General features: G+C 70.2%; 21 protein-coding genes and 2 pseudogenes. 13 read left to right on the forward strand and 10 right to left on the reverse strand.

Going from position 1 to position 23,907, the window contains the following annotated elements:
• Positions 1 to 467 precede the first annotated feature (467 nt).
• The 8 genes and pseudogenes from AOK01_RS24640 to AOK01_RS45330 form a co-directional block, all read left to right on the forward strand.
• A complete protein-coding gene (locus tag AOK01_RS24640; protein ID WP_055515277.1) occupies positions 468 to 1,517 on the forward strand; it encodes a BMP family lipoprotein in 1,050 nt (349 codons plus the stop codon).
• Between the two features lie 264 nt (positions 1,518 to 1,781).
• On the forward strand, positions 1,782 to 3,608 hold the full coding sequence (locus AOK01_RS24645; RefSeq protein WP_425424761.1) for an ABC transporter ATP-binding protein: 1,827 nt from the start codon (positions 1,782 to 1,784) through the stop codon (positions 3,606 to 3,608).
• Positions 3,605 to 4,732 (forward strand): ABC transporter permease, encoded by a 1,128-nt coding sequence (locus tag AOK01_RS24650; protein WP_055515281.1) that lies wholly within the window; start codon positions 3,605 to 3,607, stop codon positions 4,730 to 4,732. Before AOK01_RS24645 ends, AOK01_RS24650 begins: the two co-directional genes overlap by 4 nt.
• Positions 4,729 to 5,991 carry an ABC transporter permease gene (locus AOK01_RS24655; RefSeq protein ID WP_055515283.1) on the forward strand — a complete coding sequence of 421 codons (1,263 nt, stop codon included), beginning with the start codon at positions 4,729 to 4,731 and terminating at the stop codon, positions 5,989 to 5,991. Before AOK01_RS24650 ends, AOK01_RS24655 begins: the two co-directional genes overlap by 4 nt.
• A complete protein-coding gene (locus AOK01_RS24660) occupies positions 5,988 to 6,455 on the forward strand; it encodes a cytidine deaminase (protein ID WP_281181429.1) in 468 nt (155 codons plus the stop codon). The genes AOK01_RS24655 and AOK01_RS24660 overlap by 4 nt, the downstream gene beginning before the upstream one ends.
• Before the next feature lie 86 nt (positions 6,456 to 6,541).
• Entirely contained in the window at positions 6,542 to 7,825 is a 1,284-nt protein-coding gene (locus tag AOK01_RS24665) for a thymidine phosphorylase (RefSeq protein ID WP_055515314.1), read from the forward strand.
• A 106-nt stretch (positions 7,826 to 7,931) separates the two neighbouring features.
• Positions 7,932 to 8,516: a Uma2 family endonuclease gene (locus AOK01_RS24670; RefSeq protein WP_055515286.1), complete on the forward strand. Its 585-nt coding sequence runs from the start codon at positions 7,932 to 7,934 to the stop codon at positions 8,514 to 8,516.
• A 74-nt stretch (positions 8,517 to 8,590) separates the two neighbouring features.
• Positions 8,591 to 8,842, forward strand: a pseudogene (locus AOK01_RS45330) (STAS domain-containing protein); the annotation flags it as partial.
• Between the two features lie 27 nt (positions 8,843 to 8,869).
• On the opposite strand, the gene AOK01_RS24675 reads toward AOK01_RS45330, so the two are convergent.
• Together AOK01_RS24675 and AOK01_RS24680 are read right to left on the reverse strand one after the other, a co-directional pair.
• Positions 8,870 to 9,898, reverse strand: a complete 1,029-nt coding sequence (locus tag AOK01_RS24675) for a sigma-70 family RNA polymerase sigma factor (protein WP_055515289.1) — start codon at positions 9,896 to 9,898, stop codon at positions 8,870 to 8,872.
• A gap of 176 nt (positions 9,899 to 10,074) precedes the next feature.
• Positions 10,075 to 11,370, reverse strand: coding sequence for an MFS transporter (locus AOK01_RS24680; RefSeq protein WP_055515292.1), 1,296 nt, complete (start codon positions 11,368 to 11,370; stop codon positions 10,075 to 10,077).
• Positions 11,371 to 11,432: 62 nt separating this feature from the next.
• On the opposite strand from AOK01_RS24680, the gene AOK01_RS24685 reads away from it, so the two are divergent.
• Positions 11,433 to 12,395, forward strand: a complete 963-nt coding sequence (locus AOK01_RS24685; RefSeq protein WP_055515294.1) for a LysR family transcriptional regulator — start codon at positions 11,433 to 11,435, stop codon at positions 12,393 to 12,395.
• Positions 12,396 to 12,572: 177 nt separating this feature from the next.
• Positions 12,573 to 14,558, forward strand: a complete 1,986-nt coding sequence (locus tag AOK01_RS24690; RefSeq protein ID WP_055515296.1) for an ATP-binding protein — start codon at positions 12,573 to 12,575, stop codon at positions 14,556 to 14,558.
• Positions 14,559 to 14,818: 260 nt separating this feature from the next.
• Here AOK01_RS24690 and AOK01_RS24695 read toward each other — a convergent pair whose 3' ends face one another.
• A complete protein-coding gene (locus AOK01_RS24695; RefSeq protein WP_055515299.1) occupies positions 14,819 to 15,919 on the reverse strand; it encodes an acyl-CoA dehydrogenase family protein in 1,101 nt (366 codons plus the stop codon).
• Between the two features lie 120 nt (positions 15,920 to 16,039).
• On the opposite strand from AOK01_RS24695, the gene AOK01_RS24700 reads away from it, so the two are divergent.
• Entirely contained in the window at positions 16,040 to 17,026 is a 987-nt protein-coding gene (locus AOK01_RS24700; protein WP_063792854.1) for an AraC family transcriptional regulator, read from the forward strand.
• A gap of 24 nt (positions 17,027 to 17,050) precedes the next feature.
• Here the strand turns inward: AOK01_RS24700 and AOK01_RS41570 are convergent.
• Positions 17,051 to 17,344 (reverse strand): annotated as a pseudogene (locus AOK01_RS41570) (helix-turn-helix domain-containing protein); the annotation flags it as partial.
• Between the two features lie 64 nt (positions 17,345 to 17,408).
• A complete protein-coding gene (locus tag AOK01_RS24705; protein ID WP_055515302.1) occupies positions 17,409 to 18,170 on the reverse strand; it encodes an alpha/beta hydrolase family protein in 762 nt (253 codons plus the stop codon).
• A gap of 113 nt (positions 18,171 to 18,283) precedes the next feature.
• Between AOK01_RS24705 and AOK01_RS24710 the strand changes: the two genes are divergently transcribed.
• Both AOK01_RS24710 and AOK01_RS24715 read left to right on the forward strand, forming a co-directional pair.
• On the forward strand, positions 18,284 to 19,438 hold the full coding sequence (locus tag AOK01_RS24710; protein WP_055515303.1) for an adenosine deaminase: 1,155 nt from the start codon (positions 18,284 to 18,286) through the stop codon (positions 19,436 to 19,438).
• Between the two features lie 125 nt (positions 19,439 to 19,563).
• Entirely contained in the window at positions 19,564 to 19,917 is a 354-nt protein-coding gene (locus tag AOK01_RS24715) for a hypothetical protein (RefSeq protein WP_055515305.1), read from the forward strand.
• Positions 19,918 to 20,078: 161 nt separating this feature from the next.
• Here the strand turns inward: AOK01_RS24715 and AOK01_RS24720 are convergent, their stop codons facing one another.
• The 5 genes from AOK01_RS24720 to AOK01_RS24740 form a co-directional block, all read right to left on the reverse strand.
• Entirely contained in the window at positions 20,079 to 20,282 is a 204-nt protein-coding gene (locus AOK01_RS24720; RefSeq protein ID WP_055515307.1) for a PspC domain-containing protein, read from the reverse strand.
• A 125-nt stretch (positions 20,283 to 20,407) separates the two neighbouring features.
• The gene (locus tag AOK01_RS24725) at positions 20,408 to 20,983 is read right to left on the reverse strand and encodes a VanZ family protein (RefSeq protein WP_055515309.1); all 576 of its coding nucleotides are present in this window, start codon (positions 20,981 to 20,983) and stop codon (positions 20,408 to 20,410) included.
• A 138-nt stretch (positions 20,984 to 21,121) separates the two neighbouring features.
• Positions 21,122 to 21,718 carry a hypothetical protein gene (locus AOK01_RS24730; RefSeq protein ID WP_055515310.1) on the reverse strand — a complete coding sequence of 199 codons (597 nt, stop codon included), beginning with the start codon at positions 21,716 to 21,718 and terminating at the stop codon, positions 21,122 to 21,124.
• Positions 21,719 to 21,873: 155 nt separating this feature from the next.
• Positions 21,874 to 23,457, reverse strand: a complete 1,584-nt coding sequence (locus AOK01_RS24735) for an ATP-binding protein (protein ID WP_079103712.1) — start codon at positions 23,455 to 23,457, stop codon at positions 21,874 to 21,876.
• Positions 23,458 to 23,507: 50 nt separating this feature from the next.
• On the reverse strand, positions 23,508 to 23,907 hold a 400-nt coding region (locus tag AOK01_RS24740), incomplete at its 5' end, for a winged helix-turn-helix domain-containing protein (RefSeq protein ID WP_245702393.1).

Raw genomic sequence — 23,907 nt, forward strand, 5'->3', positions numbered from 1 at the left:
CAGGACGGCCTCGATCGCCTCCATGGTCGAGGAGAGGGATTTGAGCTGTTCGAATACATCGTCGACTGCCACCCCCCCAGCGTAACGGCTCCGCCAAGCCGGACAGCCCGGTGCGCAGGCTGCCCGTTTCCTGGGGGCTGCCGCCCCCAGACCCCCGCTGTCGGCCTGAACGGCCTCGTCCTCAAACGCCGGACGGGCTGAAAAGCAGGGGCGCAGCCCCGCTTTTCAAGGGGCGCGGGGAACTGCGCGACCAGCCCCCACCGGCCCGCAGCCAAACAACGCCCGACCGCCAAGCCGACCGCCAGGTCATCCGTAAGCGGCACCCCACGTTCCGTAGTCTGTACCGCATCCGTGGCCACAGCTCGATAACAGACCGAACAGAAGGGGTTTTCCCTCCGGTCTACGCGCGTTACGCTGCGGCGGAACCAGCGCCTGGTATGGGCGCTTGCACTAAGGAGTCACGTTCCATGCGCCGGGTGTCCCGAATCGCTGTCGCGGGCGTTGCGACCGCTACCCTCACCGCCGCCCTCGCTGCTTGCGGCGGCACGTCCAACGACGCCGCCGACAGCGGCGACGGCAAGAGCAAGGGCATCGCCCTCGCGTACGACGTCGGCGGCAAGGGCGACCAGTCCTTCAACGACGCCGCCACCGCCGGCATGGAGAAGGCCGCCGCGGAGTTCAAGTACGGCTCCAAGGCCGTCGAGCCCACCGACGGCGAGTCGGACGCCGACAAGGTGCAGCGCCTGGAGACGCTGGCCAAGACCGGCTACAACCCGGTGATCGGCGTCGGTTACGCCTACGCGCCGGCCGTCGCCGAGGTCGCCGACAAGTTCCCGAAGACGACCTTCGGCATCGTCGACGACGAGACGATCGACAAGAAGAACGTCGCCGACATGGTCTTCCACGAGGAGGAGGCCTCCTACCTCGCGGGAGTCACGGCGGCCCTCACCACCAAGTCCAAGACCGTCGGCTTCGTCGGCGGCGTGGACAACCCCCTGATCCACAAGTTCGAGGCGGGCTACAAGCAGGGCGTCGCCGCCACGAACCCGAAGGTCAAGGTCGTCTCGCAGTTCCTGACGGAGAAGGCCGAGGACGGCGGCTTCGCCAGCCCCGACAAGGGCAAGACCGCCGCCGAGGGCCAGATCGAGGACGGCGCCGACGTGGTCTACCACGCCGCGGGCCTGTCCGGTCAGGGCGTCATCGAGGCCGCCTCCGCCGCGAAGGTGTGGGCGATCGGCGTCGACTCCGACCAGTACAGCCAGGACGCCCTCAAGGCGTACAAGCAGTACATCCTCACCTCGGCCACCAAGGACGTAGCGGGCGCGGTCTACAACCTCGCCAAGTCGGTCCAGGACGGCAAGCCCGAGACCGGTGTCGTGCGCGCCTCCCTCAAGTCCGGCGGCGTGGGCCTGGCGGACTCGAACCCGGAGTTCAAGGACAACGCCAAGCTGCAGGCGGCCCTGAAGAAGGCCGCCGACGGCATCAACGACGGCACCATCAAGGTCAAGAGCTCGTAGCAACCGTGGCCAATCGGGCGCTGTAATGGCAGCGTTACGGCAGCGAAAACGGGGTGTGGGAAGGATGGCCTTCCCGCGCCCCGTTCGCGCGGCGGATGATCCGGATCTGTCGGCGGAAAAGCGGACATGCCCGGAACGCACGATTCCGCAGTAGTTGTTGAAGCAGGGGCGCTACGCGCGTAGATCGGCCCCCTTTTCCAAGGAGAGTGCGCCATCGACGCGTCCAGCAGTCCTCCGAGCCCGCCACCCGCCGCACGGTCGACCGTGCCGGCACAGTCGAAGCCGGCCGTGTCGGTCGAACTGGCGGGGATCACCAAGCGCTTCCCCGGAGTCGTCGCCAACCACGACATCCACCTGTCCGTCCACCAGGGCACCGTGCACGCCCTCGTCGGCGAGAACGGCGCGGGCAAGTCGACCCTGATGAAGATCCTCTACGGCATGCAGAAGCCGGACGAGGGCACCATCGCGGTCGACGGCGAGCAGGTGACCTTCGCCAGTCCCGCCGACGCCATCGCGCGCGGCATCGGCATGGTCCACCAGCACTTCATGCTGGCCGACTACCTCACCGTCCTGGAGAACGTGGTGCTCGGCAGCGAGAAGCTGTACGGCATCGGCGGCGCAGCCCGCGACAAGATCAAGGAGATCTCCGAGCGGTACGGCCTGGGGGTGCGCCCGGACGCCCTCGTCGAGGACCTCGGGGTCGCCGACCGTCAGCGCGTGGAGATCCTCAAGGTCCTCTACCGCGGCGCCCGCATCCTGATCCTGGACGAGCCCACCGCCGTCCTCGTGCCGCAGGAGGTCGACGCGCTCTTCGACAACCTCCGCGAGCTCAAGGCCGAGGGCCTGTCCGTCATCTTCATCTCCCACAAGCTGGGCGAGGTCCTGTCGGTCGCCGACGAGATCACCGTCATCCGGCGGGGCACGACGGTCGGCACGGCCGTGCCCGCCGAGACCACCTCCCGGCAGCTCGCCGAGATGATGGTCGGCAGCGAACTGCCCACGCCGGAGACCGCCGAGTCGACCGTCACCGACAAGCCCGTCATCGAGGTCGAGAACCTCACCGTGTACGCGGCCGGCGGCGCCTCGCTCGGCGAGACCGGGGCGGTCGGGACGGCAGGCGGACCCGGCGGGACCGGGGCGGCCGGGGCCGCCGGCGGCACCGCGGGCGGCGGACTGCTCGCCGACCTCGTGCCGACCGGCGGCGACGCCAAGCGCGTCCTGGACGACGTCACCTTCACCATCCACGCCGGCGAGGTCATGGGCATCGCAGGCGTCGAGGGCAACGGCCAGACCGAACTGGTCGACGCCCTGATCGGCCTCAAGAACGCCGACTCGGGCACCCTGCGCTTCATCGGCGAGGAGATCACCTCCTGGCCCACCCGCAAGCGCCGCGAACAGGGTGTCGGCTACATCCCCGAGGACCGCCACCGGCACGGCCTGCTCCTGGAGGCCCCGCTGTGGGAGAACCGCATCCTGGGCCATGTCACCGAGAAGCCCAACGCGTACGGCAAGCGGGGCCTGTGGCTGGACATCAAGGGCGCCCAGGCCGACACCCGCCGCATCGTCGAGGAGTACGACGTCCGTACGCCCGGCATCGACGTCACGGCGGCCTCCCTGTCCGGTGGCAACCAGCAGAAGCTGATCGTCGGCCGCGAGATGAGCCACAAGCCGCGCTTCCTGATCGCCGCCCACCCCACCCGCGGTGTGGACGTCGGCGCGCAGGCCGCGATCTGGGACCAGATCCGCGAGGCCCGCCGCGAGGGCCTGGCCGTGCTGCTGATCTCCGCCGACCTGGACGAACTGATCGGCCTCTCCGACACCCTCCGGGTGATCTACAACGGCAGGCTGGTCGCGGACGCCGACCCGGCGACCATCACTCCGGAGGAGCTGGGCTCGGCCATGACAGGCGCCGCCTCGGGCCACTTGGAGCACGTAGAGCCCGTAGCCCAGGCGGAACCCGTAGCGCAGCCGGAACCCGTAGCCCAGGCGGAACCCGTAGCCCCGGCAGAATCCGTGTCGCAGACGGAACCCGTGGCGCAGCCAGAACACCTGGCGCAGGCAGAGGAAGCCCCGGAGGACGAGGCCCGATGAAGAAGTTCGACAAGGAGCGCGTGCTCCTCGCGGTGGCCGGACCGGTCATCGCGCTCGTGGCGGCCGTGGTGCTGACCTCGTTCGTGCTGATCGCCTCGGGCAAGAACCCGATCGAGCCGTACACCCTGATGTTCGAGCAGGCAGGATTCGCCGACGTCCAGGTCCTGATCATCAACCAGGCCGGCGTCTACTACCTCGCCGCCCTCGCGGTCGCCGTCGGCTTCCGCATGAACCTCTTCAACATCGGCGTCGACGGCCAGTACCGCCTCGCCGCCATGATGACCGCGGTCGTCGGCGCGCACGTCGCACTGCCCGCCGCCCTGCAGATCCCGTTCCTGATGCTGGTGGCCGTGCTCACCGGCGCCTTCTGGGCCGGTGTCGCGGGCATCCTCAAGGTGACCCGCGGAGTGAGCGAGGTCGTCTCGACGATCATGCTCAACGCCATCGCCACCAGCCTCATCGGCTACCTCACCCTCACCGAGGTCTGGGGCAAGCCGCTCGGCAACAACCAGACCACCGGCGTGATGAAGGAGTCCGGCTGGTTCCCCGGCTTCGACATGGGCGACGCGGGCGAGATCTACGGCTTCACCCTGATCGCCGTCCTCGCGGGCGTCCTGTACTGGCTGGTCCTCAACCGCACCCGCTTCGGCTTCGACCTGCGCGCCACCGGCGCCTCCGAGACCGCGGCCGCCGCCTCCGGCGTGGACGCCAAACGCATGGTCCTCACCGCGATGCTGATCTCCGGCGGCATGGCGGGCCTCGCGGGCCTGCCGATCCTCCTCGGCGACGCCCACACCTACAGCCTGTCCTTCCCGACGGGCCTCGGCTTCACCGGCATCACCATCGCGCTGCTCGGCCGCAACAACCCGGTCGGCATCGCCTTCGCCGCCCTGCTCGTCGCCTTCCTCGACAAGGCCTCGCCCGCTCTCGACTACGCGACCCCGGTGGCGTACGACAAGGAGATCGCGGTGATCATGCAGGGCCTCATCGTGATCGCGGTCGTCGTCTCCTACGAGGCCGTACGCGTCTGGGGCCTGCGCCGCCAGCAGCGGCGCGTCGGCGCCGAACTGGCTGCGGCGGCAGCCGTCAACCACAACTCCAAGAAGGAGGTGGCTGCCCGATGAGCACCTCGACCGTCGCCAAGCCGCAGGCGCCCAAGCCCGCCCGGGGCCGCCGCCGTATCTCGCTCCCGGTCCTGCTCCTGCTCATCGCGGGGCTGCTGGTCCTCGTCTCCGTCGTCCGGCTGATCACCGACGCGAACGGCATCACCTCGACCGGGCAGATGTCCACCGCCCTGCGCCTGGCCGTGCCGATCGGCCTCGCCGGACTCGGCGGCCTGTGGGCCGAGCGCGCGGGCGTCGTCAACATCGGCCTCGAAGGCATGATGATCCTCGGCACCTGGTTCGGCGCCTGGGCCGGTTTCCAGTGGGGTCCGTGGGCGGGTGTCGTGTTCGGCATCATCGGCGGCGCGCTCGGCGGCCTGGTGCACGCGATCGTGACCGTCACCTTCAACGTCAACCACATCGTCTCCGGTGTGGCCATCAACATCCTGGCCCTCGGCGCCACCCGCTACCTCTCGACCTTCGCCTTCGAGGGCGAGGAGGGCGGTACGTCGAAGCAGTCGCCGCCCGTCGACTCGCTGGGCACCTTCGACATCCCGGGCCTGTCGGACTGGCTGCAGACCCTCAACGGCAAACACTGGTTCCTGGTCTCCGACCTCGCAGGGCTGGTCGGCGGCATCTTCACCGGCCTGTCGCCGCTCACCGTGATCGCCGTCGCACTCGTACCCCTCACCTGGTGGGTGCTGTGGCGCACCTCCTTCGGGCTCCGGCTGCGCTCCTGCGGCGAGAACCCGGTGGCCGCCGAGTCGCTCGGCGTCAACGTCTACAAGTACAAGTACCTGGCCGTGATCATCTCCGGCGGCTTCGCAGGCCTCGGCGGCGCCTTCCTCTCCCTCGTCGCCTCCAACATCTACCTGGAGGGCCAGACCGGCGGACGCGGCTACATCGGCCTCGCCGCGATGATCTTCGGCAACTGGATGCCGGGCGGGCTCGCCCTGGGCGCCGGCCTGTTCGGCTACACCGACAGCCTCAAGCTGCGCGGCGGCGGTACCAACGTGCACGCGCTGCTCCTCCTGCTCGCGCTGCTGCTGATCATCGGCGCCGCCTACTTCGTATGGAGGAAGCGGTACGTCCACGCGGCGATCACCACGCTCGTCGGGGTGCTGGTCTTCCTCTGGTACACCACCACGAACGAGGTCCCGAACCAGGTCGTCACCGCGACCCCGTACGTCGTCACGCTGCTCGTCCTCTCGCTCTCCGCGCAGCGCCTGCGGATGCCGAAGGCGGACGGCATGCCCTACCGACGGGGGCAAGGAAAGTGACACCACCCGAGTCCGGGAACGAGTCCGGGAACGGGACCGGGACCAAGCCCGCGTCCGAACCCGCGTCCGAACCCGCGGCCGTCGACTGGGCGGCCCTGCGCGAGGTGGCCCGCGAGGCCATGTCCCGCGCGTACGCCCCGTACTCGGGCTACCCGGTCGGTGTCGCGGCCCTGGTCGACGACGGCCGGGTGGTCTCCGGGTGCAACGTGGAGAACGCCTCGTACGGGATCGGCCTGTGCGCCGAGTGCGGCCTGGTCTCGCAGCTCCAGAACACCGGGGGCGGCCGGCTCACGCACTTCACCTGCGTGGACGGCCACGGCGAGATCCTCGTCCCGTGCGGCCGCTGCCGCCAGCTGCTGTACGAGTTCGGCGGGCCCGAGCTGATCCTGGAGACCCCGGCCGGTCTCCTGCCGCTCTCCGAGATGCTGCCGCAGGCCTTCGGGCCGGCGCACCTCACCAGGTAATCCATGTGTCATCTGCGGCCCCCGGGGAACTCCGGGGGCCGCTGCACTACCGAAGGGAAGCCATGACCTCGTTGTCGATGGGAGCCATGTCGATGGACGCCGTCTCCGTCATCCGCACCAAGCGGGACCGCGGCGAGTTCAGCGACGAGCAGATCGACTGGGTCATCGACGCCTACACGCGCGGTGACGTCGCCGACTACCAGATGGCCGCCCTCAACATGGCGATCCTGCTCAACGGCATGAACCGCCGGGAGATCTCCCGCTGGACCGCCGCGATGATCGCCTCCGGCGAGCGCATGGACTTCTCGTCCCTGTCCCGCCCGACGGCCGACAAGCACTCGACGGGCGGCGTCGGCGACAAGATCACGCTCCCGCTGGCCCCGCTCGTGGCGGCCTGCGGCGCGGCCGTCCCGCAGCTCTCGGGCCGGGGCCTCGGCCACACCGGCGGCACCCTGGACAAGCTGGAGTCGATCAAGGGCTGGCGCGCGGCCCTGTCGAACGAGGAGATGCTCTCCGTACTGGACTCGGTCGGCGCGGTGATCTGCGCGGCGGGCGACGGCCTGGCGCCCGCGGACAAGAAGCTCTACGCGCTCCGTGATGTGACGGGCACGGTCGAGGCGATCCCGCTGATCGCCTCCTCCATCATGTCGAAGAAGATCGCGGAGGGTACGGGCTCGCTCGTCCTGGACGTGAAGGTCGGCACTGGCGCCTTCATGAAGACGATCGAGGACGCGCGCGAGCTGGCCGCCACGATGGTCGGCCTCGGCACGGACCACGGCGTGAAGACGGTGGCCCTGCTCACGGACATGTCGACCCCGCTCGGCCTGACCGCCGGCAACGCCCTCGAAGTCCGCGAGTCGGTGGAGGTCCTGGCGGGCGGCGGCCCGGCCGACGTCGTCGAACTGACCCTCGCGCTGGCCCGCGAGATGCTGGCCGCGGCGGGCGTGCGGGACGCCGACCCCGCGAAGGCGCTGGCCGACGGCTCGGCGATGGACGCCTGGCGCCGCATGATCGCCGCGCAGGGCGGCGACCCGGACGCCCCGCTGCCCACGTCGAAGGAACAGCACGTGGTGAAGGCGGGCGCGTCGGGCGTCCTGACCCGCCTGGACGCGTACGACATCGGCGTCGCCGCCTGGCGCCTGGGCGCGGGCCGCGCCCGCAAGGACGACCCGGTCCAGGCCGCCGCGGGCGTCGAACTCCACGCCAAGCCGGGCGACACGGTGACCGAGGGCCAGCCGCTCCTCACCCTCCACACGGACACCCCGGAACGCTTCGAGTACGCGCTGGAGGCGACCGAGGGCTCGTACGACGTGGCGGCCCCCGGCACGGCCTTCACGGCGGCGCCGGTGGTGCTGGAACGTATCGCCTGACATCCGCCTGACCTGCGGGTTCCCCATTCGGGTGAACGGGACCGGTGGACGGCCACCGGTCCCGTTCGGCATGCTGTGATCGGTGACGTACCGATAGGAGACCGCCATGAGTGCACTCACCATCAGCCAGGATCCCGAACAGACCTGGGACGAGCTTGTCCGGTTCTGGGAGGAGACGGATTGGCCCGAGGGCAGCAAGGTGGAGATCATTGAGGGGATCGTCACCGTGTCACCTGCTCCTGCCTACCGTCACAACGTGATCGCGGAACGCATCCAGCGCCGTCTCTACTCCGTGGTCCCCGAGCACTGGGGAATCTTCCAGACACTGGCCATCGCTGTGCCGTCGCGTCTCGGCATGCTTATCCCGGACATCTTGGTGGCCCCCGTGCGGGACGACATGGCGACGGACACTCACATTCCGGCAGCTCTGGCCGAACTGGCCGTCGAGGTCACCTCCCGGTCCAATGCCCGGCACGATCGAGTCAGTAAGCCAGCCGCCTATGCTGCGGCAGGTATCCCGCTCTACCTTCTTGTCGACCGATGGGGAGCCGAAGGACCTACCGCAACGCTTTACGGGGAACCGAAGGGCGATGTCTATCGTCCTCTTAGCACCGTCAAGTTCGGCGAGACCCTCATGCTGCCCGCCCCTTTCGACCTCGCCATCGACACCAGCGAGTTCCCCGAAACCTGACACACCCGAGCGGCTTTCACCACCACGAATACAGGCCCAACACGCTCGGTGAGCCGCGCCGAGCACGCTGAGCGATGAGTTCCGCGTCGCCGCCCGGTCTACCGTACGTGGACGCCAAGACACCCCCTGTGCTCGTACTGTCCGGCCCCGTCGCCCGAGACGAGGTGCCGAGGCTGAGTGAGGGCGTGCGCGCACGGTTGCGGGACAGCGGGGCAGGCGTCGTCGTCTGTGATGTCAGCGGTCTCGGACCACCGGGTCTGACGACCGTCGACGTGCTGGCCCGGCTGGAACTCGCCGCCCGGCGCGCCGGGGGCCGGATCAGACTGCGCGGCCCGGACCCCGCCCTGCGCGCCCTACTCGCCCTGGTCGGCCTCCGCTTCGAGGTCGAGAGGGTCGAGGTGGAGGGGCAGCCCGAACAGCGGGAACCACCGCTGCGTGTCGAGGAAGCAGTGGAACCCGGTGATCCGGCCCTCTGAGATCTCCAGGACCTGCACGGCCCACGCCGTGCGGCCACCCGTCTCCGGGTCCGGCTTGTACTGGGCGAAGCCCGGCAGGCCGTTCACCGCCACCGGGACCAGATGGGAGTTGGCACAGGCCGCGCCGAGCGTCGTCATGAAGCCCGTGATGTCCTCGGGGCCGGTCAGCCACAGGTCGAACGGCGGCATCGTCATGATGGCGTCCTCGTGCAGGAGCGCCGTCAACGCCGTCATGTCATACCCCTCGAAGGCGGCCACATAGCGCTCCAGGAGCTTCTGCTGCTCCTCGTCGAGCGGGTCGGAGGTGGCGGCCCGGGCCGCGGCGCTCTTGCTCTCGCTCTCCGCGAGCGTCGCCCGGGCCCGCTGGAGCGCACTGTTCACCGAGGCGACCGTGGTGCCGAGCAGCTCGGCCACCTCGCTCGCCTTCCACGCCAGGACCTCACGCAGGATGAGCACGGCCCGCTGCTTGGGCGGCAGTTGCTGCAGGGCGGCCATGAAGGCCAGGCGCACCGACTCCTTGGCCACGGCGGCGTCCGCGGGGTCGGTGACCGTCGGCAGTACGCGCGCGTCGGGCATCGGCTCCAGCCAGGTGTTGTCCGGGCGCGGGGTCAGGGCGGCCCGCGCGAGCGGCGTCGAGTCCGTCAGGTCCATGGGGCGGGCCCGTTTGTTGCCCGCGGTCAGCATGTCCAGGCAGACGTTCGTCGCGATCCGGTACAGCCACGAGCGCATCGAGGAGCGGCCCTCGAACTTGTCATAGCTGCGCCAGGCGCGCACCAGCGTGTCCTGGACCGCGTCCTCGGCCTCGAAGGACGAGCCGAGCATCCGGTAGCAGTACCCCGTCAGCTCGACCCGGTGCTTCTCCAGCCGGACATCGAGGTCCTCCACCGTCGCCGTACCGTCGCTCATAGCCAACCCACCCCTGTGGCCTTGTTTGTCGCGCCCGCACCGCCTCATTGCGGCGCCGGCACTCCGGAAGCTACCGCAGCCCACTGACAATGGCCCCCCGAGATGAAAAAGGCGCAGGTCAGGACAGTTACTGTCCTGACCTGCACACGCAAGTTCGCCGGTTGGCCCCGAGGGCGTCAGTGCTGAACGGCCACCGGTCGCCGCTGCACGCGGGCCGCGAGCGACCCGAGCACCGTGATCGCCACGACCCCGAACACCGCCAGCAGACCGAGCGCCACCGTCCCGGCCCAGCCGCTGGAGTGGTAGGCGACGGCACCGAGCGTGCCGCCCGCGCTGGAGCCCAGGTAGTAGGCGGACTGGTACAGCGCCGAGGCCTGGGCGCGCCCCTCCTTGGCCGTGTGGCTGACCGAGGAGGACGCCACCGCGTGGCCCGCGAAGAAGCCCGCCGTGATCAGCACCAGGCCGAGCAGCACGAACGGCAGCGAGTCGGCCAGCGACACCAGCAGGCCGGCGGTCGTGGTCGCGCCCGCCAGGTACAGCGCGCCGCGCCGGCCGAGCCGGTCCACCAGCTTTCCGGCCGTCGACGCCGAGACCGTACCGACCAGGTAGACGAGGAAGATCGAGCCGACGATGCCCTGCGGGAGTGAGAACGGGGCGTCGGTGAGGCGGTAGCCGATCACCGTGTAGACGGCGCCGAACACCGTCATGAACAGCGCGCCGATCGCGTACAGCCTGCGCAGCAGCGGGTTCGCGAGGTGGTCGCGGACGGTGCGGACCAGCCCCGCGGGGCGCAGCGAGCCCGCCTTGAAGTGCCGCGGCGCCGGGAGCAGCATCCGGAAGGCCACGGCGCAGCCCACCGCGATCACGCCGATCGTCCCGACGGCGACCCGCCAGCCCCATTCCTGCGCGACCCAGCCGGTGATGACGCGGCCGCTCATCCCGCCGACGCTGTTGCCCGCGACGAACAGGCCGATGGCGGTGATCAGTGCCTTCGGGCGTACTTCCTCCGCCAGGTAGGCCGTCGCCGAGGCCGGCAGCCCGGCCAGTGCCGCGCCCTGGACGGCCCGCAGCGCGATCAGCCAGCCGACCGAGGGGGCGAAGGGCACGAGCAGGCCGACGGTCGCGGCGACGGCCAGGGACGCCGTCATCAACGTACGCCGTCCGAACCGCTCCGAGAGCGCGCTGAGCGGCAGGACGAAGAGTGCCAGTGCGCCGGTCGCCGCCGACACCGTCCAGCTGGCCGTGCTCGCCGTGACGCCGAAGTCGTCGGAGACGAGGGGGAGCAGGGCCTGCGTGGAGTAGAGGAGCGCGAAGGTCGCGACGCCCGCGAGGAAGAGCGCGAAGCTCATCCGGCGGTAGCCGGGCCCGCCGGGGGTGAGCCGGTTGTCGGCGCGGACGGTGGGTATGGCGGGGACGGCTGCTGCGGAGGGGGCGACCACGGTGGTGGACGCCCCGGTACTTGCGGAAGGCATGCTCCGAACGTAAACACCGCCCCTTCATCCGTCCAATGCATGGAATGGCCATAATCGTTCCTGTGACGCATCAGCAGAGGTCAGAGGGTCGCCTGTCACCGTCCGGTGACACAGAAGACATCGTGGGCATGTCGAGGCTGCTCGCCCCACGCCTGGCGTACTTCGCCGGGGTCGCCCGCACCGAGCACGTGACGCGGGCCGCGCAGGAGATGCAGGTCCCGCAGTCGACGCTGTCCCGGGCGATGGTCCGCCTCGAACAGGACCTGGGCGTGGACCTCTTCGCCCGCCGTGGCCGCACGGTCTCGCTGACCCCGGCCGGCCGTACGTTCCTGGGCTCCGTCGAACGGGCCCTCGCGGAGATCGAGCGGGCCGCCGACGAGGTACGGGCCGACGCGGACCCGGCCACCGGCAAGGTCGCCTTCGGCTTCCTGCACACCATGGGCTCCGAGACGGTACCCGGCCTGATCCGGGCCTTCCGCGTCGACCACCCCCGGGTCCGCTTCAGCCTGGTCCAGAACTACGGCGAGGCGATGATCGAGCGCCTGCGCTCCGGCGAACTCGACCTCTGCCTCACGTCGCCCGTCCCGGACGCGCCGGACCTGGTGGGCCGCCGCCTGGACGAACAGAAGCTCCGCCTGGTGGTGCCGGCGGACCACCGGCTGGCGTCCCGCCGCCGTATCCGCCTGGCCGAGGCCGCCGACGAAACGTTCGTCACCCTGGAACCCGGCTACGGCCTGCGCCGCATCACGGACGACCTCTGCCGACAGGCGGGTTTCCGCCCCCGGGTCGCCTTCGAGGGCGAGGAGGCGGAGACCCTGCGGGGCCTGGTGGCGGCGGGCCTGGGGGTGGCCCTCCTGCCCCCACCGGCCGTCCCCCGCCCAGGAGTCGTGGAACTGACGGTCACGGCCCCGCGGGCGGCAAGGGAGATCGGAGTGGCATGGCTGGACGGCCACCCGGACACCCCACCGGTGGCGGCGTTCAAGAGGTTCCTCCTGTCGAGGAGGGGCAACCTGCTTCCGGAGTGACGGGCAGGGCGCCGTCGTTCTCCTGGTTGGCCCGTTCTGGTGGACAGCCCGATGCGGCCGGCGCCCTTGTTCACCCTGCTGGGGTGATTCCGCCACACCACCGCACGTCGACGGGGCCCGGGAGGGAAGAATGGCTGCCCCCGCCCCGGGGGCACGCCACAGGAAAGGGCGCGAGCCATGGTGAAGGTGCGGCTGGAGACCAGCCGGGAGCACGTCGCGGAGTTGGCGCGGTTGCGTCAACCGGTCGGCGCGGTCGAGGAGCTGGTGTGGAACGCGCTCGACGCCGATGCCGGGCGGGTCGTCGTCACGTTGGAGCGGAACGACCTCGGCGGTGTGGAGCGGGTCCGTATCGAAGACGACGGCTGCGGAATGTGCTCCGAACACTGCGAGGAGTACTTTCGACCCATCGGCGCATCCTGGAAGAAGCGCGCGCAGGGCACGCCGGTCAAGAAGCGGGCCCTGCACGGCAAGAACGGGCGGGGTCGTGTCCGTGCCTTCGCACTGGGCACTCAGGTGCGCTGGACCAGCGTCAGCGACGGCGGCGGCGGGCGACACCGTCTGCTGATCGAGTCCGACCGGCACTCCATGGACGAGTTCGACATCGGTGAACCGGAGCTCACCGACGATCCGCCAGGCACGCTCTTCGAGGCGTTCGGTGGCGAGGAGCTGGACGTACTCGCTGACGACCGCACCCGCTCGGCGCTGACAGCCGCTTTCTCCACCTACCTGGAGAAATACCCGGACGTCTACATCGAGTACGACGGCCGTGGACTGGACCCTGCCTCGGAACAACGGCACGTCCGCAACCACCTGCTGCCCCCTCCACATGGCTGGGACGGTGATCCCCCGCAACTGAAGGTCATTGAATGGCGCAGGCCGGTGACTCGTGCGCTGTTCCTCTGCGACGGGGAGGGCATGTCGCGAGCCCAGTTGAAGCCCGGCATCCAAGCGCCGGGCTTCGAGTTCACCGCCCACCTCTCGTGGGCCGGGTTCGACGAGTTGGACGCGGACGACCTCGCCTTCGCCGACTGGGTCCCAGACGGCCCGCCTTCCGAGACTCTGGCTGCGGCCCGCGCGGCGCTGCGGGAGCACTTCCGATCACGCGCCGACGAACGGCGTCTGGAACAGGTCGCCGAATGGCAGCGTGAGGGCATCTACCCCTACACGGGCAGTCACTCGGACGAGCGCGAGCGGACCGAACGGGAGACCTTCGACGCGGTGGCGACCACGGTGGTCCGCCACCTTCCGCGTGGAAGCACATCTTCACGGCGGACCACCTTCGCGCTCCTGCGGTCCGTACTGGCCCATGAACCGGGTGACGTCCTGCGCATTGCCGAGCAGTTGTTCGCGCTCTCCAAGCAGGAGCGGGAAGAACTCAGCAGGCTGCTCGACCGCACACCTCTGTCCGCCCTCGTCAAAGCCTCCGCGACAGCCACCCATCGCCTGGACTTCCTGGCCGCCCTCGAACACCTCGTCTTCGACGGGGACGCCAGACGACGAGTGAAGGAACACGGCGAGCTGCACAGCATCCTGGAGAAGGAGTGCTGGGTGTTCGGTGAGGAGTACGGCCTGCATGCCAGTGACCGGAGCCTGGACGAGGTTCTGCGACAGCACTGCCGACTTCTCGGGCGGGAGAATCTCGTACCGGAGACCGTCGTACGAGAAGACGGCCGTCGGGGCCGCGTCGATCTCATGCTCTCGCAGGCGGCACGGCGTGGAAGAGGCGAGCGACATCACCTCATCGTGGAGCTGAAGCGGCCCAGCACTGTCCTGTCCATGACCGAGTTCGGACAGATCAACGGCTATGCCCAGGCTGTCGTCAAGGCCGACCGCTTCCGGGACACAGCCGTGTCCTGGGACTTCTGGCTGGTCGGCAACACCATGGACGAGGGGCTGCGGCAACTCGCCCACCAGCACGACCGCCTGCCCGGGTGTGCGCTCTCCCAGCCCAGGTTCCGCATCTGGGTCAAGACCTGGGGCGAGATCATCGAGGACTGTCAGGAGCGGCTGCGTTTCTACGGGGATCAGCTGGAGTACCAGTCCTCGACCGAGCACGCCATGGACTACCTGGTCCGCGAACACGGCCACGCGGTGAGCGACCTCGTCGCCGACGGCACCATTCCTGCCGCGCGCCGCGGCGACGCGGAGGGTGCCACCGTGTGAACGACGGCTCCGGGACACTGACACGCCCTGTGCTTCACAACGGTCTCGTAGGAACTGTCATGCCCGGAAGACGTCCAGGGCTCCCGGCACGTTCCGTACCTGAAGAACACCCCGCCCGGACCCGACATCGAGAAGTCCCCCATGACCACCCCTGCAGACGTGCACGGTGCGCTGTTCAGCGAGTTGCTCGCCTACGTGCGGCCGGGCCACCGTGACATCTCCGAGACGTTCCGCCTGGTCCGTGGCCCGGCCGTAGAGGCTCACGGCGATGCCGTAAGGGCCGTACCGAAGGTCTCGGCAGCGAGGTACGGGTTCAGGTGGGGGTGACGGCTGCCCACGGCGATGTCCCGCCAATGCCGCTGCAGCGTATGGGCGTTGGCGAAGCCGCCCGCACCGTGCAGGTCCAGCATCCGCTCGACCGCGGCCCGGCAGTCCCGGGCCGCGTCCGCGACGTCCATGCGCAACCGGGGGAGGTCGGCACCCGTCAGCCCTTCCGCGTCCGCCGCATCCGCCGCCTCGGCCACCGCGAGCATGGTGTTCTGGGCGCGGCCGACCAGGTGGGCGGCCTCCGCCAGCCAGTGCCGGGCCCCAGGAGATTCGCTCATCCGGGAGTAGGCCGTCATGAACGGCTTACGGTTCCCCGCCGCGAACATCGCGTCGACCGTGTCCAGCGCACCCAGGGCGGCGCCCACCACCGGGGCGAGCACCGTCAGCGAGTACAGCAGTATGTCCCCGGGGGCGAAGGGGTTGGCCGCCTCGGTCTGTCCGATCGGCGCGATCCGCGTGGCCGGCACCAGCAGGTCCGTGGCGACCAGGGTGTGGCTGCCCGTACCCCGCATACCGGCCATGTGCCAGGTCCGCTCGACGGCCAGGTCGGCCACCGGTACGACGGCGAACGAGAGCCCACCGCCCACCATCACGGCGAGTCCCGCCCAGGCCGCGTCCTCGCACCCCGAGACGTTCGGCCAGCGCCCGTTGATCCGCACGCCGTCCGGTACGGGCTCGCCGTGAGCCGCCGGCACACCCGAACCGCAGAAGAGCGCGTCGGGGTCGGCGAAGAGTTCGTACGCCCCCGCGTCGGACGCGGTCTTGGCGGCGATGTTCTTCGCCGTCACACAGGTCCCGGCGATCCAGGCCGTGGACGGACAGGCTCGGCCGAGGCCGGTCAGACGCCGTGCGATCGTTCCCGCGTCTGCCCAGGCGCCCCCGTGCTCCCGCGGTGTCCGCAGGGCGAGCACACCGTCCGCACGCAGTGCGCCCAGGCTTTCCGCCGTGGGCCGCTCCGCCTGTTCCGTCTTCTCGGCATGGGCGCGCAGGACATCGATGGTCCCGTGCGCGGTGTCCGTAGAGTCATCGATCATGGTGTCGACTCCACCACCGCCCGTGCGCACCAGGCCATACGTCAGACGTACGAGCGCATACGAGGCTGTGCGCCACGTCCGCGCGGCCCTGTCCGCGCAGCCGTCGTTAGCATCGACCGCATGGACCTAGTGAGTGACGTGATCCGCTCCGTGCGGGTCGGGCGCGTCGGTGCCCGTCTCATCAGACCGTCGAACTCCCAGGGGCTCCGGTTTCCCACCTTCGCGGGCAGCGGGTTCCACATCATCGTGGAGGGCACCTGCTGGTTGGTCACCGAGGACAAGGATCCCGTCGCGCTGATGCCGGGCGATGTCGTACTCACCTCGTCCGGCGCCGCTCACGGCCTCAGCCACGCCCCCTGCGCCATCGACGACCTGCCGCCGTTTCCGGCGGCAAGCCCGGCCCCGCCCATCCCACCTACGCAGGGGCCTTCCGACTTCGCGTTCCTGTGCGGCACTTATCAGCTCGCGCACGGCCGCACTCCGCAGTATCTGCGGGCGTTGCCCGACCTCATCGTCGTGTCGACGGACCACGGCCGGCCCGGCCGGCCCGGTCAGCACGCGGAGATGCGCTCGCTGATCGGTCTCCTCCGGGCAGAGGTGTCCGGGAGCCGGATGGGCACCGGGGCGGCCCTGCCCGCGCTGATCGACCTCGTTCTGGTCCACGTGCTGCGCCAGTGGCACGAACAGGGCGATGCGGGCGGCTGGCCGAGGACCGACGACCCGGCGATCGCCTCCGCTCTTCGGGCGATCCACGACAACCCGCGGCGGCAGTGGACGGTGGACCTGCTCAGTGACGCCGCGGGGATGACCCGCGCCGTGTTCACGAGGCGCTTCGCCACGACGGTGGGTCAGCCGCCGATGAGTTACCTGATCGGTTGGCGGCTGGGCCTCGGCGCCCGGCTCCTGCGGGAGACCGACGCCACACTGGCCGCGATCGCCCGCGAGGTCGGGTACTCGACCGAGTTCGCCTTCTCGGGTGCGTTCCGCCGCGAGTACGGTGTCTCACCGACCGGCTTCCGCCGTTCCCCGGCGGCCTTCCGCACCGGCGCCGACACCTTTCGCGAACCGGCGGAAGGCGACGGGCGGGCTCCCCGGGCGAGGGCGTGACGTGGCGCCGCGGCAGGCGCTCATCGCCGAAAGCAGCCCATCGGCCTTCAACACCTCGTCGGCCCTGTCCAGATACTCAGCGCGGGGAATCCGCTTGCCTCCCTCGACCTTGTAGACGAGGCACTCTCCGTATCCCACCGCCTCTCCGAACTCGGCGGCCCGCATCCCCTTCGCCTCCCGTCGCAGCCTCAATTGCCGCCCCACGGTGGCGATGACCGCCACACCCCAGTCGTCGTCCGGGTCCACCTCCCAACCCGGCTCGTCCGCCTCGCTATTGAGCCGACCCGTGTCGGAGTCGTCACTGCTGACGGTAGGCATGTGCGGCCACACTGAGTGACGTGAATAAGGAAAAGTCCACCCGACTCGAATCCGGGCCGGTCGGCTAATGGCGAAGGGACCTGCCGAAGCCCGAGGCGAGCGGCATCCGCAACCCCAGCGGCGGCGGAGCCGCCAGTGCGTCCTCGACCGGGCGGGCGAAAGCCCGGCCGAACAGCGTGCCCATCACGAAGTCCTCCGCCAGCGCGTACACCTCGGACCGGAACGCGTGCAGCGCGTGCCGGTCGGAGTGCACCTCGAACCGGCAGATGTCCCGGTTCGCCTTCTTCGCCCGCGCCGCGAGCCGGAACGACAGCTCGGGGTCCGTCCGCTCGTCGTTGGTGCCGTGGACGATCAGGACCCGCCGTCCCGCGAGTTGCTTCACCGGTTCGGGCGGCGCCGCGACGTCCTCCTCCGGCAGCCAGGGAGACAGCGCCAGAACGGAGTTGACGGCGGTGTGGCCTCCCGCGTGCACCGCGGCCCGCGCGCCCATGTCCACCCCGACGAGACACACGGGCACGTCCCCGTACCGCCGCACGATCTCGTCCGCGGCCCACGCCGCGTCCTGCGCCGGATGCGCCTCGCTCCCGTTCCAGCCGCGGTACCGGTAGTGCACCACGTGCACGGCCAGCCCCTCCGTGCGCCCCGCGCGGGCGAGCCGGCGCCCCAACGCCCGTACGGACGCCGCCGCCAGCATCGGTGACGGTCTGCGGGCAGAGGTCTCCTCGCCGCCCGGCAGCAGCAGCACCACGCCGCTCACCGCCGTCGGCTCCGTGCCGAGTGCCCGCCCGAGCCTGGCCGTGCGAACCGGCGCTGCTTGCTGTGCCATGACAAAACAGTGTCAGAAGTAATGGTGTACGCCATCCGTCCGCACGGTCACCGTTACATATCGACGGATGCGCGCGAAGAGGGATCTACGCGCGTAGGCGGTAGAGTGCGGAGATGACGAGCCAGACCAAGAACACCCCGAGCTCGGAGCAGATCCGCCGGGCGCCGAAGGTCCTCCTGCACGATCACCTCGACGGGGGCCTGCGCCCCGGGACGATCGTCGACCTCGCCCGCGCCGCGGGCTACCAGAACCTTCCGGAGACGGATGCCGACAAACTCGGCATCTGGTTCCGCGAGGCCGCCGACTCCGGTTCCCTGGAGCGGTACCTGGAGACCTTCGCGCACACCTGCGCCGTCATGCAGACCCGCGAGGCGCTGTTCCGCGTCGCGGCCGAGTGCGCCGAGGACCTCGCCGAGGACGGCGTCGTCTACGCCGAGGTGCGGTACGCGCCCGAGCAGCACCTGGAAGCCGGGCTCACCCTCGAAGAGGTCGTCGAGGCCGTCAACGAGGGCTTCCGGGAGGGTGAGCGGATCGCTCGGGAGAACGGTCACCGCATCCGCGTCGGCGCGCTGCTCACCGCCATGCGGCACGCGGCACGCTCCCTGGAGATCGCCGAACTCGCCAACCGCTACCGCGACCTGGGCGTGGTCGGCTTCGACATCGCGGGCGCCGAGGCGGGCTTCCCGCCCACCCGTCACCTGGACGCCTTCGAGTATCTGAAGCGGGAGAACAACCACTTCACGATCCACGCGGGCGAGGCCTTCGGGCTCCCGTCCATCTGGCAGGCGCTCCAGTGGTGCGGCGCCGACCGGCTGGGTCACGGCGTACGCATCATCGACGACATCCAGGTCAAGGAGGACGGCTCCGTGGAACTGGGCCGCCTCGCCTCGTACGTACGCGACAAGCGCGTCCCCCTGGAGCTGTGCCCCAGTTCCAATCTCCAGACGGGCGCCGCCGACTCGTACGCCGAGCACCCCATCGGGCTGCTGCGACGGCTGCACTTCCGGGCGACCGTGAACACCGACAACCGTCTGATGTCCGGCACCAGCATGAGCCGCGAATTCGAGCACCTTGTCGACGCTTTCGGTTACGCGCTCGATGACATGCAGTGGTTCACAGTCAATGCGATGAAATCAGCATTCATTCCTTTCGATGAACGACTGGCCATGATCAATGACGTGATCAAGCCCGGTTACGCCGAACTGAAGTCCGAATGGCTGTTCCGACAGACCGCCTCCACCAGCGGTTCTGTGCGCGAAGAGGACTGAAAGGGGAGGGCGGGCCCCGGCCGGGTGGTGACGACTCGGCCGTTTTTCGATGTTTGCGGGGCGAGCTCGCTCGTGATTACCGTTTCGGACCGCTCAAATCCCCGTCACAGCATGCAAGGACGAAGATGAAGCAGTCTGCTGTCAAGACCCTCGGCGTCGCCGCTCTCGGTGCCGCCTTCGCCGCCGCCGGTGCGGGTGCCGCCAACGCGGCCCCCGCGGCCCCGCAGGCCGGCCCGGAGCTCTCCACCGCCGTCGACGCACTGCCGATGGACGTGGCCGCCAAGGCCGTGCCCGGCGCGGGCGAGCCCCTCGCCCAGGGCCAGGACGTGCTCAGCAGCGGGCTCACCGCCGCCCAGCCGGCCGTGGCGGACCTCCTCGCGGAGGGCCCCGCCGGACCGGTCGCCGGTCTGCTCGGCGGTCTGCCGATCCAGGGCCTGCCCACGCACGGCCTGCCGGTGAACGGCATTCCGCTGGGCTGACTCTCCGGCTTACGCTCCGGGCCGGCTCCGCGGGCCGACTCCGGTCCTCGCCGGCTTCGTACGCGCCGATGGGGCGCACCCCCGCTCGGGTGCGTCCCATCGGCGTCCTTGCGTACGGCCGGCGTACGGCGGGCGCACGGTGGGCGTGGGGTGGGCCGTGGTCACCAGGCCGTGCGAGCCGCCTTGCCCTCGGAGGGGAAGAGGATCCACAGCGCTATGTAGAGCAGGAACTGCGGGCCCGGCAGCAGGCAGGACACCAGGAAGATCACCCGCATCGTGGTCGCGGAGGTGCCGAAGCGCCGAGCCAGCGCTGCGCACACTCCGCCGATCATCCGGCCGTCGGTGGGGCGGGCAAGGCGGTTCATCGCGTCTCCTTCGTGAGTGTCGTCAGATGTCTGTCGTACGAGGCTTCCTGAGGCTTCCTGTGCGGTTGCCCCGTCCGGCCTTCTGACATCCACGTTACGGAAACGACAGGAGGAGGAGCGTCGCTCTAAGGAGCGATCCCGACCCTGGGAATCGTCGGGGTCAGACCCTGAGTCGACTCCTCGGCCGCCTGAGCCGCCTGCCTCCGGCGCAGCGCGGCGGCCCGGCTCAGCGCCTCGGACCGGCGGCGCAGTACGGCCCGGGCGGCGGGCACAACGGCCAAATGGGCCAGCGCCACACCCACGGTGTTCAGCAGCAGCGAGTCGACGTCGACGACCTGGCCGGGCACCCCGGTCTGCAGCAGCTCGATGCCCAGCGACAGCAGCGCACCGGCGGCGACCGTACGCAGCAGGGACAGCAGCGGGGAGACGGCGAGTCTGCCGCCCGCCATGGGCAGCAGCACCCCGAGCGGGGCGAGCAGCAGCAGGCCCTTGCCGATGGCGCGGGCCGCGGCCTCGGGACCCATCGCCAGATCGGCCCTGATACCGGCGAACGGTCGCAGGTTCGCCGCGCTCACCCAGGGCACGTCCAGCGGCCGCAGCGTGAACCAGGCGACAAGCGCGAGATGTGCGACGAGGAGGAGACCTCCTGTCGCACGGACGCGGATCACGGCGATTCCGCCGTTCGAGCCTTGACGCTGCACGATCCCCAAGACGCCGCGACCGGCAGGATCGGTTCCGCGTGACGGCGGCACTTGTGCCGGAAGGGTGAGGCATGCGCCACAGAGAGGATCCGGCCGAGGGTTTCAAGCCTCGTGTACGGGCCCCAGGGCCCTAGGGCCTCAGGCGCCGTCCGTCTCCGTCGACGGCGGGGTCTCCGTGTCCGGGCGGGTGCGCACGGCCTCCGTGCACTCGTAGCGGCGCGAGGCGTCCGTGCCGGGGCCGCCCAGGGTCACCGTGCCGTCGTCGGAGGCGGCCTCCGAGTCGCTGAAGGTGCAGATGACCTGGGCCAGGGCGTACGAGGTCAAGTCAGCGGGCGCCATGCTCAGCCGGAGCGCGTCGGCCGGGTCGCCGCGGCGCGGCCCCGCCACCTTCAGTACCTTCGGCACGGTCGTCGAGTAGTTCGCCTGCTTCTCGGCGTCCGACGGGGACTCGGAGAGCTCGTCGAGGAGTGCCTGCGCCGCGCGTACCCGGTCCGTCTCCGCCGGCCCCGACTCGATGCGTACGGTCCGGTCGACCGCCGCGAGCTGGGAGGAGCAGATGAGGAAGACCTGGACGAGGATGCCGCGCGAGGACTGCGTACTGACGTCGGGGCCGGTCAGCGCGCACGGCATCCGGGAGGGCGCGGGCCCGAAGTCGGTCGGCACCTCCGTCGCCCGGATACCGCAGCCGGCCAGCGCCACGGCGAGCAGCGGCACGGCGAGCGCCAGGCGGGACACACGGGCGGCACGTGTCCCGCGTATGAGACCTGCACCCCGTATGAGACCCGCACTCCGTATAAGACCCGCACTCCGTATAAGACCCGCACCCCGTATGAGTCGTGTACCCCGTGCGCTTCGTGTGTCGCGTGCGCCCTGTGCGTCGCGTACGGACATCACACGCCCCTCTCGGCGCCGTTGCTGCGGCTGCGGCTGCCGTTGCCGTCGGCGTCAGTGTCGGTCAGGTCCGGGTCCTCGGCACCCGGACCGTCCGGGCCGTCCGGGTCGTCCGGGTCCTTCGCCTCGGGGGTGTCGAGCGGCAGGCGCAGGGTGAAGACCGCGCCGCCGTCGGGCACGTTCGCGGCGGTGATCTCGCCGCCGTGGATGTGGGCGTTCTCCAGGGCGATGGACAGGCCGAGGCCGCTGCCCTCGGAGCGCGGCCGGGACGCGCTCGCCTTGTAGAAGCGGTCGAAGACGTGCGGCAGGACGTCCTCGGGGATACCGGGACCGTGGTCCTGGACCGCGATCACCAGGTCCGTGCCCTCCGCGCGTACGCGCACGCGCACCGGGGAGCCGCCGTGCTTGAGGGCGTTGCCGATCAGGTTCGCCAGGATGACGTCCAGGCGGCGCGGGTCGATGTGCGCCATGATGCCGCGCGGGGCGTCCAGCTCCACCGCGTCCAGCCAGGCGCGCGCATCGATGCACGCGGTGATCTGGTCGGCGATGTCGACGTTGTCGGAGACGAGCCGGGCGGTGCCCGCGTCGAAGCGGGTGACCTCCATGAGGTTCTCCACGAGGTTGTTCAGCCGCCGGGTCTCGCTGACGACGAGCCGTACGGCGGGCTCGATCATCGGGTCGACGCTGCCGGTCTCGGCGTCGAGCTCCTCCTCCAGCACCTCGGTCACGGCCGTTATGGCCGTCAGCGGTGTCCGCAGCTCGTGCGACATGTCCGCCACGAACCGCCGGGACGCCTGCTCGCGGGCGCTCATGTCCGCGACCCGTTTCTCCAGCGCCTCCGCCGTGCGGTTGAACGTCCGGGACAGATCGGCGAGTTCGTCCGTGCCCGAGACCCGCAGCCGGGTGTCGAGCCTGCCCTCGCCGAGCCGCCGTGCGGCCGTGCCCAGCCGGTGCACCGGCTTCAGGACGGTCGTCGCGGCGGCCTGCGCCAACAGCGCCGAGCCGATCAGCGCGAGCCCCGTCGCGATCCCCAGCGACCAGGCGAGCGAGTTGAGGTCCTTGGCCTCCGGCTCCAGCGACTTGATCATGTACCCGGTCGGCCCGCCGCCGATCACCTTGGCACCGCCCACGAGGTACGGCTTGTCGCCCTGCGTCGTCCGCTGCCAGTACAGGTGGTACGTGTTCTTGTTGTTCGAGGAGATCTTCTGTTCCTTGTTCACCGCCTTCCGGAGGGACTGCGGTACGTCCTCCAGCGTGAAGGTGTCCAGGTCGGAGTTGCCGCGGACGGTCCTGCCGTTCTCGTCCTCGGCGACCAGCAGCACGCTGAAGCGCTGGCTGCTGTCCGCCATCTGCCCCGCGGCGCGCTGCAGTTCCTCCTGCGTGGGGTGCTGCCGCAGCGTGCTGGCGCGGGTCTGCATCGCCTGCTGGAAGTCGCCGAGCACCGCTTTCTGGGTACGGGTGAGCACGGCCTCGCGGTTGAGCCAGTACGCGATCCCGGACGCCGACACGGCGGCGGTGAGCGCGACGAGCCCGAACACCACGACCAGGCGCAGTCGCAGACTGGTGAAGCGCAGGCCTGCCATGACGGTCCTGCGTGCCGCGGCCCAGCCACGGAGCTTGTCCTGCGGTTTGGTCACTGAGGGTTGTCCAGCCGGTAGCCGACCCCACGCACGGTGCGGATCAGCGTCGGCGAGGACGGCACGTCCTCCACCTTCGCGCGCAGCCGCTGTACGCACGCGTCGACGAGCCGCGAGTCGCCGAGGTAGTCGTGCTCCCACACCAGCCGCAGCAACTGCTGGCGGGACAGCGCCTGTCCGGGCCGCCGGCTCAGCTCAAGGAGCAGCCGCAGCTCGGTGGGCGTCAGCTGCAGGTCCTCGCCGTTCTTCGTGACGGTCATCGCGGCACGGTCGATCACCAGCGAACCGAACGTCGCCGAGTCGTTCGCCTCGCGCTCGCCGCGCCGCAGCACGGCCCGGACGCGGGCGTCGAGCACCCGCCCCTGCACGGGTTTCACCACGTAGTCGTCGGCGCCG

The sequence above is a fragment of the Streptomyces aurantiacus genome, assembly GCF_001418335.1.
Classification (GTDB): domain Bacteria; phylum Actinomycetota; class Actinomycetes; order Streptomycetales; family Streptomycetaceae; genus Streptomyces; species Streptomyces aurantiacus.

What these genes read in the sequence shown, in the direction of transcription:
- AOK01_RS24690 (WP_055515296.1), top strand. Translation starts at nt 12,573, where the DNA reads ATGGTGAAGGTGCGGCTGGAGACCAGCCGGGAGCACGTCGCGGAGTTG.
- AOK01_RS24665 (WP_055515314.1), top strand. Translation starts at nt 6,542, where the DNA reads ATGTCGATGGACGCCGTCTCCGTCATCCGCACCAAGCGGGACCGCGGC.
- AOK01_RS24710 (WP_055515303.1), top strand. Translation starts at nt 18,284, where the DNA reads ATGACGAGCCAGACCAAGAACACCCCGAGCTCGGAGCAGATCCGCCGG.
- AOK01_RS24735 (WP_079103712.1), bottom strand. Translation starts at nt 23,457, where the DNA reads ATGGCAGGCCTGCGCTTCACCAGTCTGCGACTGCGCCTGGTCGTGGTG.
- AOK01_RS24700 (WP_063792854.1), top strand. Translation starts at nt 16,040, where the DNA reads ATGGACCTAGTGAGTGACGTGATCCGCTCCGTGCGGGTCGGGCGCGTC.
- AOK01_RS24675 (WP_055515289.1), bottom strand. Translation starts at nt 9,898, where the DNA reads ATGAGCGACGGTACGGCGACGGTGGAGGACCTCGATGTCCGGCTGGAG.
- AOK01_RS24670 (WP_055515286.1), top strand. Translation starts at nt 7,932, where the DNA reads ATGAGTGCACTCACCATCAGCCAGGATCCCGAACAGACCTGGGACGAG.
- AOK01_RS24650 (WP_055515281.1), top strand. Translation starts at nt 3,605, where the DNA reads ATGAAGAAGTTCGACAAGGAGCGCGTGCTCCTCGCGGTGGCCGGACCG.
- AOK01_RS24695 (WP_055515299.1), bottom strand. Translation starts at nt 15,919, where the DNA reads ATGATCGATGACTCTACGGACACCGCGCACGGGACCATCGATGTCCTG.
- AOK01_RS24715 (WP_055515305.1), top strand. Translation starts at nt 19,564, where the DNA reads ATGAAGCAGTCTGCTGTCAAGACCCTCGGCGTCGCCGCTCTCGGTGCC.
- AOK01_RS24680 (WP_055515292.1), bottom strand. Translation starts at nt 11,370, where the DNA reads ATGCCTTCCGCAAGTACCGGGGCGTCCACCACCGTGGTCGCCCCCTCC.
- AOK01_RS24640 (WP_055515277.1), top strand. Translation starts at nt 468, where the DNA reads ATGCGCCGGGTGTCCCGAATCGCTGTCGCGGGCGTTGCGACCGCTACC.
- AOK01_RS24720 (WP_055515307.1), bottom strand. Translation starts at nt 20,282, where the DNA reads ATGAACCGCCTTGCCCGCCCCACCGACGGCCGGATGATCGGCGGAGTG.
- AOK01_RS24705 (WP_055515302.1), bottom strand. Translation starts at nt 18,170, where the DNA reads ATGGCACAGCAAGCAGCGCCGGTTCGCACGGCCAGGCTCGGGCGGGCA.
- AOK01_RS24655 (WP_055515283.1), top strand. Translation starts at nt 4,729, where the DNA reads ATGAGCACCTCGACCGTCGCCAAGCCGCAGGCGCCCAAGCCCGCCCGG.